Here is a 12548-nt window from a genome sequence, read left to right on the forward strand (position 1 = left end):
CTCATCCCCCCTGAGACTCTTTTCCTTTGACCATCTTATATAAAGAAGACGTCAGGCAATAACTTTTCCCTTTGCTCTTTGCCTCCGAGAGGATATGACCCAAAATAGCATCAATTTCCGTTTCACGGCCATTTTCTAAATCTTTTAGCATCGATGATCGATTTTCCGCTGTTGCCATACAAACGGACCTCACATTTTCGAATGACTCATCCTTATTTTGAACTTCCAAAATACCGGAGACTTCTTCAAAAAGCTCTCGGAATAATTGGTAATAAAAGGGGTTCGTAATCAAACAGCCATTTTCCACGCCAAGTATCGCTGTTAATGGATTTATCACTGAATTGACGACAAGCTTGTCCATCAGCATCGAGTGAAAATCCTCACTCTTAGTAAATGGAAAATGATCGAACCTTTCATCCACTAACGTTAGTTGCTCAAGTTCCCCTTTAAAGGAAGCGATCCTTGTAATGCCGAGCCCTGTATGCTCGACGGTATTGCCGTCATGTTTCAATGCCCCATGCTCCACCACCCCCACATATATGTTCGGGGATTGAAGCTGCTTTAAATAAGAAATATGCCCATAGCCATTCTGCAAGAATAGCATTGGAACCTGGATACCTTTGATTCTAGGCAGTATTTGCGGCAGGTGATATTGCTTGACGGCCAATATAAGAAGATCTACATCCAATATCCCTTCATCCAGACCCATAGAAATGATACCTGTCAGCAGCCGGCTTTCACCACCCGCAATAAGACGGATTCCTTTACGTTGGATGATGGACGCCTGATCCGCAGTATGGGTATAAAGAGTCACACTATGTTTTTCACTTAAATGAGACGCAAAAAGCAGCCCGATGGCCCCTCCCCCAATGATTCCAATTCTCATAATACCCTTCCTTACTTTTTGAAATATATTTACTATTTTATCACATTATCTTTTTTTTCCTGCATCAATTTCTCATCATTAACTTTGGAAACGCCGTCAACCTGATTGCATGAAGTTTACCTGCCATCAACAAGGCTCGCCATAAAATATCAATGGAAAGAATTATTAATACGCCATTGAAGATATATTCTCTTCTTTAAGCGTTAATTTAATGGTATATTAGATACGAAAAGCTTAGCCATTTTAAGGACTTTATAGGAACAAAAGATAACTCCAATCTCTACCCACGAAATATTGAAGGGAAAAGGGCGGGGGATAACAGGCTATAAGCATTTAATCAGCTAGGATAAATCGATGATGTCATACTAGATATAATCTAAGCTGGAATTCCACATGGTAAAGCATCAGTGGGATGACTTTCAAAGGGTACTATCGGAAGAGGTTTATCAGAATTAAGGGGGAGCTTTTTTATGGAATACAAGGTTGAACGATTACTTGTAAATTTTAAAACGCTTGAGGAATTCAAAAAATTCAAAGAATACGGGATACAGGAACTGTCCATGCTCGATGATTTAGAGGCTAACATCATTGAAAATGACAGCCAATCACCTTTTTACGGAATCTTTTATGGCGACAAACTTGTAGCCCGCATGAGCCTGTATAAAAGAAGCGCTAAATTTGACCGGTATTTTGACAATTCCAGGGACTTCCTTGTTCTCTGGAAACTTGAAGTCCTGCCTAACTATCAGAAAAAAGGTTATGGAAGAGCTTTGGTTGAATTCGCCAAAAGCCTGAACATGCCTATCAAAACCAACCCGAGAGTTCATTCCCAAGACTTTTGGAAAAAGATGGGTTTTTCTGCTATTTCCTATGATTTGGACAGGGACCTTGGAGAAAACCCGTTGATTTGGAGCCCATTTGACATAGAAGATAAAAAAGAAATAGATACGCAAGAATAAGGAATACCAAGAAAAATGCGGGCGGATTTTCCCACCCGCATTTTTCATTTATTGACCCTTTCCAAATTACCATTCTTATCCATTTGGAAACTCACCTTCGGATTCGTCTTTTCATCCTCTTGTACACTAAGCTTTCTTGCGCGCTCCATGATCTGCATTAACGCACGATAATCTTCCTCAACAGCTTTCAGGTTTTCTTTAAGCAAAGCATTCTCTTCCAGCAATCGGACATTTTCCCGTTCAAGAAATAGGGACCGTTCAGAAATCTTTTCTTTTTCCTTATTATCAAGTTGAAAGAATTCATCCATTTTGGTTAAATATAATATAACTTCCTGAAGGGTAATAGATTCTTTATCTTCATGCCGGGGGGGCTTTTCTTCAATCGTGACATTTTCCACCGCCGCAACCGAATCCCTTTCCATTTCAGGGTTATTGACCACCTGTTCTTTCCTTTGTTTTTTCGCCAGCTCTATCCCTGATTTATATTGCTTCCTTACAAATGAATTCCAACGGAACCCACAAGCAGCAGATGTCCTCGATAGCTGTTTCCCCACTTCTTCAAACGCCTTTAATTGTGTACTGCCTTCTCGTATATGCCTTAGCACCACTTCAGCCAACAACAGATCCTCATCATGGGTCCATGCATCTTGTCTCGCAATCGTCATCTCTCTACCTCCTTAGCAAGTTTTAATTCATAATATGCACCTGCTAGGAAAGATAGAAGATATATAGAGCGTGTAATATTTATTTTTTCTTATTTAAAAAACGATCGACTGCAGCATGATGCTCATCACTCGCCCACAGTTTAGAGCATTCCCTGATTTCCGCATCCATTCTCCCTATAAGCCCGCTACCCTGCCATTTATGGACCAGCAATCGCTTATAGGCCATCAAAACCCCTGCCTCATGGCGAAGAAAATCTTCTGCGAACCTTTCCCATCCATCCGCACCTTCACCGACTATTTCATCTACGAAACCCAATTCCTTTGCTTCCTCAGCATTATGTATTTTCGCATCCAATAATAGCTTTAGCGCTTTTTGCCCTGATATTTTTTCCAGTAAAAGTGAAGCTCCGCCCCAGCCTGTCGTTATTCCCAGAGTACCTTGTACAAACCCCAGCTTAACTTCCCTCTTTGCCAATCTGAAATCACAAGCTGTCGCAATTTCGCATCCACCGCCGAAAGCACTTCCATTGATGAGCGCAATTGTCGGTTTTGGGAAAACTGCTAGTTTATACAGAATTTCACCCATTTTCGATAACATAGCAAAAGCCTCTACCTCTGTACGCAAATCCTGAAATTCCCTTAGATCCCCGCCTGAACAGAACGCCTCAGAGCCCGCCCCTGTCAGGACCAGCACCTTAACTTCATCATCACATGCAGCTTCTGACAATATCGACTCGAGTTCGTCCATCAATTGATAATTCACGGCATTCCTTTTCTCCGGTCTATTAAACAGGAGCTTCATGAAACCGCGTTCATCCTTTTCAACATTAATTACCCGATCCACGTAAACACCTTCTCCGAAACCATCGGCAAACACAGATGATTCAAAATATTCTGCCAAATATATTTGTAAAAAAAGCACAGAGAAAAATCCCTGCGCTTTGATTAGCGTGTTGCATCAAGAAAGCAAAGCTCTCAAGTAGGTCAAGAAATTATTTTGCGACAACTTCTTTTCCTTTATATGTTCCACATTCTTTACAAACGTGATGTGAAAGAGTCATTCCACCACAGCTCGGGCATTCTACCATACCAGGTACTTGAAGCTTGAAGTGTGTACGACGTTTTCTTTTTACAGTTTTCGACGTTCTTCTAAAAGGTACAGCCATTATTCCCACCTCCTTAAAAAATATAAAAAAGCTGGAAAAATCGGATTAACGATTTTTCGTTCCAATCAAGATTCTTTATTGTTGTCAAAAAAGTCGGCAAGCTTTGCAAATCTCGGATCAACCTTATGCTCATTTTCCTCTTCAGAAATAACAGCCCAGTCTTTCCCGGATTGAGGAGCAGCTTCATTCGAATCGACATCCTCACAAAAAACCTGCATCGGAATTTCTAGCAATAAATTTTCTTTAATTACCGGTATTAAGTCTACAACGTCACCTTCCACAACAGTGACATCGTCTCCGTAGAAATCGGCGCCATCTGCCTTTAAAAGAAAGGTTTCCTTTGTATCAATATCAATCGGATATTTAACGTCTACCAGTGTACGGGAGCAAGGTAATGTTAATTCACCTGAAAGATGCAAGTGAAAAGTAATCTCGGTCGAGCTGATATCAGCTCTTCCTGCTACTCTGATCGGAGAAACATCGCGAATTTGCGGGTCTCTTTCTCTAATGTCCAAGACATCCACCAGTTCATCAAACCGTAAATCTTTGTCCCGAATTTTTTGAAGTTGACTAATCGTCCATTTCAATTGAAATCACCTCAAGGCAACAAAAATAATTATAGCTTTCAATTATAAGTTTGTCAATATTTTTTCTTTACACTATAATGTAGTCATCCTAACTGATTGTCTAGGTTTAAGAATCATTACAAACAAAAAAATCCGGACGATTACTTATAGTAATTTTACTTGAAATACTATTTTAGCACTAAGTTGATAAAATACAAAGTTTTTCTCTGAGGTGAACGAATGAAAGCTTGCGGTTTAGTAGTCGAATATAACCCTTTTCATAATGGACATGTTTTACATGCAAGAGAAAGTAGAGAAAAAACAGGGGCAGATGTTGTGGTCGCTGTCATGAGCGGGCCCTTTTTACAGCGTGGCGAGCCCGCTATCGTCAGCAAGTGGACCCGAGCCGAAATGGCCTTGAATGGCGGCATAGATCTTGTCATTGAGCTTCCCTATGCTTTCGCGACACAGAAGGCGGAGATATTTGCAAAAGGATCTATTTCCCTTTTGGAATCCCTTGGCTGTGACTCCTTTTGCTTTGGAAGCGAGGATGGCCGAATTGAACCATTCATCACCGCCCACAGAATTCTTTCGGATAATTCCGCTGCATTCGATGCTGCCATTAAATCGGCTATGGATACCGGTAATAGTTATCCGGCCAGTGCTGCCCAAGCTTATCGATCGATCATCAATGATGATGCGGCATTGGATTTGACGAAGCCAAATAATATTCTTGGAAAGGAATATGTAAGTGCTGCCCTATCAAATGGCTACTCCATTCGCCCTTATACGATTCAAAGGGTCGCTGCCGGCTACCATGAAACAAAGTTGTCCACAGACCCTATTGCCAGCGCAACTGGGATACGTAAAGCCATCCATGAACACAGGGAATTAAATTCTGTTTCCAGTTATATTCCTCAGCCGACAATGAATGGTCTTGAGCAATATTTAACGCGCTACCATGCCTTGCATGACTGGGAAATGTATTGGCCCCTGTTGAAATACCGAATCCTTTCTTCCTCTTTAATCGAACTGGCAGGGATATACGAAATCGAGGAAGGCATAGAACACCGAATAAAGGAGCTGGCCAAACAATCTTCGAGCTTTTCTGGATTCATGGCGGATTTGAAGACAAAACGCTACACATGGACACGACTACAGCGAATGTGCGTCCACATATTGACCCATACAGTAAAGGAACAGATGAATCACAATGATCAACCAGCCTATATCAGACTTCTTGGCATGAATGGCCGGGGACAAGATTATCTTCGCACTGTAAAAAAAAGCTTACCCCTTCCGCTCATCTCTAAGCTTTCGTCCTATCAAAGGCAGGACATCGACACGGACTTGCGAGCGGCACAGGTATATGCACTTGGCTTGTCCGAACCTTATCAGGCTGCCTTGATGAAACGGGAATATGAATCCCCCATCATTTTCAAATGAAGAATGGTTTAAGCTTGGGCCGTCCACCTTTAAGAGTAGAGTGAAAATCCTCATTAAAAAAGCGCAAACAGTAGATGACTGCCTGCGCTTTTTTTCATTTTTCTTTTCCTTTCAGCTTCGTTAAATAGGCTATTGCATCATCAAAGTTGTCAACCGGTACGATTTTCATGTCCGTGTCGATATCCTTTGCTGCAATGAGTGCATCTTCATAATTCGAACCTGCTGCTCCGTTTTCATTTGGGGCAAAGAATATTTCCGCTCCAGATTTATCGGCTGCAACTATCTTCTGTTGAATTCCGCCAATTGGACCGACTGTCCCATCATCAGACATCGTTCCTGTACCAGCTATGTCATAGCCACTTGTAAGATCGCCTTTTGTTAATTGATTATAAATCTCCAATGAAAACATTAAACCAGCCGAAGGACCGCCTATTTGTTCTGAATCTATGGCAATCGCCGGTTTTGTGGTTACTTTTCGATTGTCATCCAGCGAAATGCCTATTCCGACCCTATTTGGGTCATTTTTAAAGGGCTGCAATGAAAGAACGGCCTTTTTCTCCGTCTCTTCCCGCTTATACACTATTTTCACTTCATCTCCAGCCTTTTTTCCGTTAATGTAGTCCATGAATTCCTGTGCAGACTTGAATTTAACGTCATCGACTTGAATGATTTGATCGCCCGCTTTCAGCTCTTTAGCTGCCGGCATTCCTTTTAGCACGTCCAAAACATATACGCCCAGGTACTCGTAATCGACTTCTTTCCCTGCTTTTTCATATGCGATCTGAATGGCATTATTTTTAGAACCATCCATTAAGTGCAGCTGCCTGATATTATATTCTTCATCTGTTTCATCCTCGCTTCGAATGGAGGTTTCCGGATAAAGCTCCTGATATTTGCTCCATTTCGCCAGCATGTAGGAATATATATTCGCCCGTCCCATCCTTACAGTGGTTAACATAAAGCTTCCTTTTGCTTCATCTCCTCCTGATACCTCAATGATTGGCTCCAATTCTTTAGCCATTCCTGGTTTTGATACATAAAAAGGCAGGGAATAAAGGGCTGATGCTATGAGAAGTATAGCCACCACCAGGAAAGTGCGTACATACATTTTACGGCTCATCTTCAAAGGACTCCTTCCAAGTAACAATGCTCTGCTTAATTTGATCCATCTTACCTCTTGCAGCTTCTTCTCCAATACTAATTATTTCCTGAACGTTTGTAAATGATTTAGAGCTGTATTTCTCAACCCTGGGGCGTATCATGACGTCTGAAGCAAACTCCCTGCTTTTAACCAGTTCCATTTGCAGGATATCGAGGCTTTGCATGATGACATCATAAATGGAGTTTATCTCCATATCCTGTTTCACGTGGGCTACATCCACACCAATTATGATGTCTGCTCCCATATCCTTCACGACTGAAACAGGAACCCTGTCAACAACGCCGCCATCAACAAGCAGTCTGTTTCCGATTTTTTCGGGAATGAAAATGCCGGGAATGGAAATGCTTGCCCTTACAGCCGGTGCAATGGGACCTTCCTGAAAAATGACTTTTTCCCCCGTTTTTATATCAGTGGCGACCACCGCCACAGGAATATCAAGTTCTTCAAATTTCTTGCCATATGTAAATACCCTGATTAAATCCTTTGTCCGTTTACCCGAAATGAAGCCCATTTTAGGTATGGTGAAGTCTAAATAATACTTTCGCTTAAATGCACGCGACAACTTATACAGCCTCTCGATATCCGAACCCGCTCCATAAAAGGCTGCAACCATAGCTCCCATGCTGCTTCCCGCAATCATATCTATCGGAATGCCTTCTTGCTGTAATACCTTTATCACGCCAATATGTGCAAACCCCCTAGCTCCTCCTGACCCAAGTGCAAGCCCGACTTTTGGTTTCGACAAAGATATCCCTCCCGCTATAACTAGTTCAAAATATTGAAATAACACTCATTCAAAGTTATGGTCTTAAACGGATTTATAGAAGCATATTATTTATATTGACAGTGAAACAAGCATGGCAGATATAAACTGTTCCAGCCAATAAAGTGCAGGGTTTCATTGACTCCATCGTGAGGGATCATCCTCATTTATACATGTAGGAACAATCCACATCTCATCATGCGCTTACTTTTCAGAAAAGGAAGTTCATATTTTATTATATACGAAACGAACTGCCCTTATTTAGTAACCTTCAAGAGGAGGCTGAATTTTGCTGAAATCAAAATCTAAAACAGTACTGTTAGCTACCTCCGTCACGATGATGGCAGTTGGCTTGATCATCTTCCCCCAAGAATCCTTTGAAGCTTCCAAAGGCGGACTCAATATTTGGTGGACAATTGTGTTCCCATCGCTTCTACCTTTCTTGATTTTCTCGGAGTTATTAATCAGTTTTGGGGTTGTCAGGTTCATTGGCGTCATGCTCGAACCATTCATGCGCCCCTTATTCCGTGTACCAGGTGTGGGCGGTTTCGTTTGGGCGATGGGACTTGCATCAGGATTTCCAGCTGGAGCGAAATTCACTGTGAGGCTGCGTCAGGAAGAACAATTGACCCGCATTGAAGCTGAAAGACTCGTTTGTTTTACTAATTCATCTAATCCATTGTTCCTGTTCGTTGCCGTTGCCGTCGGTTTTTTCCACAATCCTCACTTAGGGATCATCCTTGCACTTTCCCACTACCTAGGAAATTTTTGTGTAGGCATCATCATGCGTTTTTACCGTTGGAAAGAAGAAAAATCCCATACTAAAGTAATGACCAAGCTTCCCTCCATAAGACAAGCTTTTAGCCAAATGCATCGAACCAGAATAAAAGAAACAAGACCATTTGGCAGTCTACTTGGAGATGCAGTAATCTCGTCCATCCAAACCTTATTAATGATCGGGGGATTCATCATTCTTTTTTCGGTGGTGAACAAGCTTTTATTTCATATGAACATTACCGGATTGCTAGCATCGTGGGTCGGAGGAATTTTACATATTGTTCATTTCCCGGATTCCTTAAGCCTCCCCTTCATATCAGGCATGTTTGAAATGACTCTTGGTTCAAAATTAACCAGTACAGTCGAAGATGCGACACTCTTTCAGCAAACTGTGATGACAAGTTTCATCTTAGCTTTCAACGGTTTCAGCATTCAAGCGCAAGTTGCCAGCATCATTGCCGCAACAGACATTCGTTTCACTCCCTTTTTTCTGGCTAGGATTGCACATGGCCTTCTGGCATCCATTATTACCATCTTGCTTTGGGAACCATTGTATAAAGGCAATATGTACAGCGGCAGCCCGTTAAACGCATTCCCAGTCAGCGGATCCGGTGAACACGTGAATTCCCTATATCAGAACATGCTTGATTTCGGCCCCATTCTAACACTCTTGTTTTTGGTCCTATACATCATCATATTTACCAAAAGGCTATTCAAAAGCCTTTCTTAAACTAAAAAAAAGAGCATTGCGCGTCGGCAATGCTCTTTTTTTCTATCCTTTCAGTTCCGTGTACTTTTTGGCCAGGGCTTTCTGGACGACACTTGGCACTAGTTCGGAGATATCCCCGCCATACTTCGCTACCTCTTTCACGATACTTGAACTCAAGAAAGAATATTGATTTTTCGTCATGATAAAGAATGACTCTATTTTATTGTTTAGGAATCGGTTCATCGAAGTTCCCTGCATTTCATATTCAAAGTCGGAAGTCGCCCTCAATCCCCTGATAATGGCATTCGCGGAAACGCTTTCAGCATAGTCGACCGTCAATCCCTGATAGAAATCCACTTTAACATTCGGCATATGGGCCGTCGCCTCAGTAATCAATTCCAGTCTCTCCTCCACTGTAAAAAGTGAATTTTTCGCTGAATTGTTCACGATGACCACATATACCTCATCAAAAACATTCGCTCCCCTTTGAATGATATCAAGATGACCAAATGTTATTGGATCAAAACTCCCCGGACAAATCGCTATTTTGGACATTCATAGTTCCCCCTGTTCGTGTACGTTTCCCCATTGATAAATCGTAACGGCAATGACGCCGTAAACTTCTTTTCTCTTAACGGTAAAGTCACCAACTTTTTCTGGCAATGTAACATCATGGCCATGCTCACAAACAATGTATCCCATATCGTTCAGCAATCGGTATTTATGTATTTCTTCAAGAATCTCGACTAGCTTTTGTTTCTTATAAGGTGGATCAAGAAAAATCAATTCAAAAGTCATTTCCCTTTTCACCAAAGCCTTCAGTGCACGCTCTGAATCATTTTTATAAACTTCTGCACGGTCTGAAAACTTGCATAGTTCCAAATTGGCCTTAACCGTTTGATTTGCTTTAAAATCCCGGTCGACGAATATGGCTTTATCCATGCCTCTGCTTAACGCTTCAATTCCCAGTCCACCGCTCCCGGCAAATAAGTCGAGGACCAGCCCTCCTTCGAAATAAGGACCAATCATATTGAAAATGGATTCCTTGACTTTATCAGTAGTCGGCCGGGTTCCTGTACCCGGTACAGCCTTAAGTGGTCTTCCTTTGCAAATTCCGGAAACGACCCTCATCATCCTCACCACATTTTATGACAAATTTCTGTTACTTTCCTATCCTAACATATTAGAAAAAGCTAGCCAATATTTAAACCCAATTGGCTTCATTTCCAAGATGAAAATCAACGTATCAATTCGGACCATGGTTTCTTTTTATAAAACTTTTACATTTTGAATAATAAAGTGGTTTTTGGCAATAATGTGAATAACAACATTCCTTTTTAGGTGTTGTTGCCAACCGCGGAGAAGGCTTACGTTTCCCCATAAGCTCTTCCTCCGGTTTCTCCTCTCCCTTTGCCTTCTGGTCCTTAGTTAGACATAGAAGGACCCTGCATATTTTTGCAGGGCTTTTTTTATTGTTAAACCTCTGATATCTAAATGTCTTTGTCAAGCTTCGTCAATGAAGTTGTCCTTCTCTTTTATCAGGGATAATGATAAAGTAATGATTAATAAGTTAGTTAGGAGAGGTTTAATTGATTCAACGTTTTATTGAAATTGGACAAGGATATTCCGATATATATGAGTTGCTGGAAGTAGGACGCAATCAGAAACATCGAGTTGCAAGGCTTTTGGCCATGCATACTACTATAAATGATAAAAAGGTAACGTCATTGGTGATCGTCATGCAGCCCACAGATCCCGGCAAATTTCAGCCGCTTTACATGTGCCGTGAAGGTATACCTAACCCTCATGCCACCAAAAACAAACGCTTTGAGCTTTTTGAGAACTTGGCGGAGGAATTGGATAGACCGATTATTGAAATCGACGTGAAGCCTTCGGTGCTCTTCGCAGAAATCGAGTTGTACTACCAACACTTAATCGGCATTTTGCGAATGAATAGGTATCTGCCCCCATTAGGTTGAATGATCCCCTGAATTGAAAAAAGCTGACTCCGCATGAGTCAGCTTTTTTTAAATTCCCATTTTATAATCATATTCTTTCGCTTTATCCGGTTTGGAGTTTTCGAACTCCACCTTCAAAAAAGGCTTGTAAGAAAGGTCCACTTTTTTAACGAACGAATAATTATTCAGCTTTTCCACCAGCGGTTCCACTTCATCCATATTCGTATAAAGCACCACATATTTCAACTTTTTTGAAACATAATGGATATTTCCAAATTTCCTAAGCATTTTGGCTTGTTTTAATGTATGTAAATAGACGATGATTCCCTGTCTCGCTCCAAGCATATCAATAACTCCCTTTTATAAAGGTTTTAACTAAGTGTAGCATAGCAGAATCTTTACTTTCAACCAAGAAAAAAGATTATATACGAAATTCTCTCACTATTATGAATATACACACTGTGAAAGGAGCCTAACAAACGATGGATTTAAACCAAATTTGGCATCAATTTATTGATCATCTATTAGACAATGATGAAATTACCCAAGCTTCGATAAAAAAGTTCACAGGTATACCATTTCTATATATCCATTATCATCCTGCTCAAAATGAAAATAGCAAGCTTTCTTTTTTAATAAAAAAAGCCGCTAGCCTTTCAATGCGTGGCAAGCAGCTTCATTGTGAAACCATTTTCGTACGTCAGGAAGAACATTTATATGTTTTCCGGCATCGTTTTTATGTACCGCAGCAAAAGATGTTTTGCTGCGGCAACCTATGTCCGGATTGTATTTTATATCGCAGTTAATCGCTTTGTCACGTATCCGGAAATATAAATGATAATAACAAGAAATTCTTTTTACATGCATCGGTTCATTGAATCGAGAAGGTTCCTTACATGACACAGCCACCGAACTCCGTAGTAATGCCGAATTTCGATGGCTGCATTCAATATACCGGCCTAATGTTTATAATCTCTCCATTACCTTAAGCGGAGCATCCACAGCTTCCGCCGGTTCCGCAGCTTCCCGATGAACATCCACCGGATGAAACAAAAAATGGATTCCCCGCTGGAGTTTTGACCTGTTCAGAAACCGCTCGGCCAATCCTTCCGCTTATTTCATCTAGAACGGATTGCAATTCGGTCTCAGCCCGCTTAAACTCAGCAACGGCAGGATGCATATCCATGTCCCGTTTAGCTTGCCTGGTTTCTAAATTGATGCGTTTATAATCCGGATGATATTTACCGAACCTTTGAACATCTTCAAATAGATCCTTTAGCGATGTAAACTTGGAAATTTTCCGCTGGGCCTCTTTGTCGCTTTGTAATTTATATAAACTAAGGAAGTATTCTTCCCCTATTTCAGAATGAAGGATCATTTCAGCTAATCCATCAGCCTGTTGTAAAATGTCGATGATTTCCATAGTAGCAAGCATTAACAAGCTCACCTCCACAACCATTTTACCATTTCTCCCTTTTAGATGCTAATGGT

General features: G+C 41.1%; 16 protein-coding genes. 5 read left to right on the forward strand and 11 right to left on the reverse strand.

The features are described from left to right. Position 1: 1 nt before the first annotated feature. Positions 2 to 886 carry a 2-dehydropantoate 2-reductase gene (locus ACFVS1_RS13890; protein WP_387548151.1) on the reverse strand — a complete coding sequence of 295 codons (885 nt, stop codon included), beginning with the start codon at positions 884 to 886 and terminating at the stop codon, positions 2 to 4. 470 nt (positions 887 to 1356) lie between these two features. On the opposite strand from ACFVS1_RS13890, the gene ACFVS1_RS13895 reads away from it, so the two are divergent. Beyond that, positions 1357 to 1845, forward strand: a complete 489-nt coding sequence (locus tag ACFVS1_RS13895; protein WP_387548154.1) for an N-acetyltransferase — start codon at positions 1357 to 1359, stop codon at positions 1843 to 1845. Between the two features lie 44 nt (positions 1846 to 1889). Here ACFVS1_RS13895 and ACFVS1_RS13900 read toward each other — a convergent pair whose 3' ends face one another. The 4 genes from ACFVS1_RS13900 to ACFVS1_RS13915 form a co-directional block, all read right to left on the reverse strand. Then, positions 1890 to 2510: an RsfA family transcriptional regulator gene (locus ACFVS1_RS13900; RefSeq protein WP_352921582.1), complete on the reverse strand. Its 621-nt coding sequence runs from the start codon at positions 2508 to 2510 to the stop codon at positions 1890 to 1892. Positions 2511 to 2589: 79 nt separating this feature from the next. Next, positions 2590 to 3354: an enoyl-CoA hydratase/isomerase family protein gene (locus ACFVS1_RS13905; protein ID WP_387548156.1), complete on the reverse strand. Its 765-nt coding sequence runs from the start codon at positions 3352 to 3354 to the stop codon at positions 2590 to 2592. A gap of 148 nt (positions 3355 to 3502) precedes the next feature. Then, positions 3503 to 3676 carry a 50S ribosomal protein L32 gene (gene rpmF / locus ACFVS1_RS13910; RefSeq protein WP_034313929.1) on the reverse strand — a complete coding sequence of 58 codons (174 nt, stop codon included), beginning with the start codon at positions 3674 to 3676 and terminating at the stop codon, positions 3503 to 3505. Between the two features lie 65 nt (positions 3677 to 3741). Beyond that, positions 3742 to 4263 (reverse strand): YceD family protein, encoded by a 522-nt coding sequence (locus tag ACFVS1_RS13915; RefSeq protein WP_098371093.1) that lies wholly within the window; start codon positions 4261 to 4263, stop codon positions 3742 to 3744. 219 nt (positions 4264 to 4482) lie between these two features. Here ACFVS1_RS13915 and ACFVS1_RS13920 point away from each other — a divergent pair, with 219 nt between their 5' ends. Further along, complete coding sequence (locus tag ACFVS1_RS13920) at positions 4483 to 5688, forward strand: nucleotidyltransferase (RefSeq protein ID WP_387548159.1); 1206 nt, start codon at positions 4483 to 4485, stop codon at positions 5686 to 5688. A gap of 94 nt (positions 5689 to 5782) precedes the next feature. On the opposite strand, the gene ACFVS1_RS13925 is transcribed toward ACFVS1_RS13920, so the two are convergent. Beyond that, entirely contained in the window at positions 5783 to 6808 is a 1026-nt protein-coding gene (locus tag ACFVS1_RS13925; RefSeq protein WP_352921588.1) for a SepM family pheromone-processing serine protease, read from the reverse strand. Continuing rightward, positions 6798 to 7595: a patatin-like phospholipase family protein gene (locus ACFVS1_RS13930; RefSeq protein WP_352921590.1), complete on the reverse strand. Its 798-nt coding sequence runs from the start codon at positions 7593 to 7595 to the stop codon at positions 6798 to 6800. Before ACFVS1_RS13930 ends, ACFVS1_RS13925 begins: the two co-directional genes overlap by 11 nt. Before the next feature lie 307 nt (positions 7596 to 7902). On the opposite strand from ACFVS1_RS13930, the gene ylbJ reads away from it, so the two are divergent. Next, complete coding sequence (gene ylbJ / locus ACFVS1_RS13935; protein ID WP_352921591.1) at positions 7903 to 9120, forward strand: sporulation integral membrane protein YlbJ; 1218 nt, start codon at positions 7903 to 7905, stop codon at positions 9118 to 9120. A 42-nt stretch (positions 9121 to 9162) separates the two neighbouring features. Here ylbJ and coaD read toward each other — a convergent pair whose 3' ends face one another. After that, positions 9163 to 9654, reverse strand: coding sequence for a pantetheine-phosphate adenylyltransferase (gene coaD, locus ACFVS1_RS13940; protein ID WP_352921593.1), 492 nt, complete (start codon positions 9652 to 9654; stop codon positions 9163 to 9165). Beyond that, positions 9655 to 10230 (reverse strand): 16S rRNA (guanine(966)-N(2))-methyltransferase RsmD, encoded by a 576-nt coding sequence (rsmD, locus tag ACFVS1_RS13945; protein WP_034313946.1) that lies wholly within the window; start codon positions 10228 to 10230, stop codon positions 9655 to 9657. It abuts the gene before it with no gap. 458 nt (positions 10231 to 10688) lie between these two features. Here rsmD and ACFVS1_RS13950 point away from each other — a divergent pair, with 458 nt between their 5' ends. Next, positions 10689 to 11078: a DUF7147 family protein gene (locus tag ACFVS1_RS13950; RefSeq protein ID WP_387548166.1), complete on the forward strand. Its 390-nt coding sequence runs from the start codon at positions 10689 to 10691 to the stop codon at positions 11076 to 11078. A 48-nt stretch (positions 11079 to 11126) separates the two neighbouring features. Here ACFVS1_RS13950 and ACFVS1_RS13955 read toward each other — a convergent pair whose 3' ends face one another. Further along, positions 11127 to 11402: a YlbG family protein gene (locus ACFVS1_RS13955; protein ID WP_048684554.1), complete on the reverse strand. Its 276-nt coding sequence runs from the start codon at positions 11400 to 11402 to the stop codon at positions 11127 to 11129. Between the two features lie 137 nt (positions 11403 to 11539). Here ACFVS1_RS13955 and ACFVS1_RS13960 point away from each other — a divergent pair, with 137 nt between their 5' ends. Beyond that, complete coding sequence (locus ACFVS1_RS13960) at positions 11540 to 11863, forward strand: hypothetical protein (protein WP_387548169.1); 324 nt, start codon at positions 11540 to 11542, stop codon at positions 11861 to 11863. A gap of 179 nt (positions 11864 to 12042) precedes the next feature. On the opposite strand, the gene ACFVS1_RS13965 is transcribed toward ACFVS1_RS13960, so the two are convergent. Then, positions 12043 to 12492 (reverse strand): YlbF/YmcA family competence regulator, encoded by a 450-nt coding sequence (locus ACFVS1_RS13965; RefSeq protein ID WP_352922621.1) that lies wholly within the window; start codon positions 12490 to 12492, stop codon positions 12043 to 12045. Positions 12493 to 12548: the final 56 nt, after the last annotated feature.

The sequence above is a fragment of the Peribacillus sp. NPDC058075 genome, from assembly GCF_042885195.1.
Taxonomy (GTDB): Bacteria; Bacillota; Bacilli; order Bacillales; family DSM-1321; genus Peribacillus.

Coding starts and splice junctions, on each gene's coding strand:
- ACFVS1_RS13900 (WP_352921582.1), bottom strand. CDS start 2,510: ATGACGATTGCGAGACAAGATGCATGGACCCATGATGAGGATCTGTTG.
- ACFVS1_RS13960 (WP_387548169.1), top strand. CDS start 11,540: ATGGATTTAAACCAAATTTGGCATCAATTTATTGATCATCTATTAGAC.
- rpmF (WP_034313929.1), bottom strand. CDS start 3,676: ATGGCTGTACCTTTTAGAAGAACGTCGAAAACTGTAAAAAGAAAACGT.
- ACFVS1_RS13895 (WP_387548154.1), top strand. CDS start 1,357: ATGGAATACAAGGTTGAACGATTACTTGTAAATTTTAAAACGCTTGAG.
- ACFVS1_RS13920 (WP_387548159.1), top strand. CDS start 4,483: ATGAAAGCTTGCGGTTTAGTAGTCGAATATAACCCTTTTCATAATGGA.
- ACFVS1_RS13925 (WP_352921588.1), bottom strand. CDS start 6,808: ATGAGCCGTAAAATGTATGTACGCACTTTCCTGGTGGTGGCTATACTT.
- ACFVS1_RS13955 (WP_048684554.1), bottom strand. CDS start 11,402: ATGCTTGGAGCGAGACAGGGAATCATCGTCTATTTACATACATTAAAA.
- ACFVS1_RS13890 (WP_387548151.1), bottom strand. CDS start 886: ATGAGAATTGGAATCATTGGGGGAGGGGCCATCGGGCTGCTTTTTGCG.
- coaD (WP_352921593.1), bottom strand. CDS start 9,654: ATGTCCAAAATAGCGATTTGTCCGGGGAGTTTTGATCCAATAACATTT.
- ACFVS1_RS13965 (WP_352922621.1), bottom strand. CDS start 12,492: ATGCTTGCTACTATGGAAATCATCGACATTTTACAACAGGCTGATGGA.
- rsmD (WP_034313946.1), bottom strand. CDS start 10,230: ATGAGGGTCGTTTCCGGAATTTGCAAAGGAAGACCACTTAAGGCTGTA.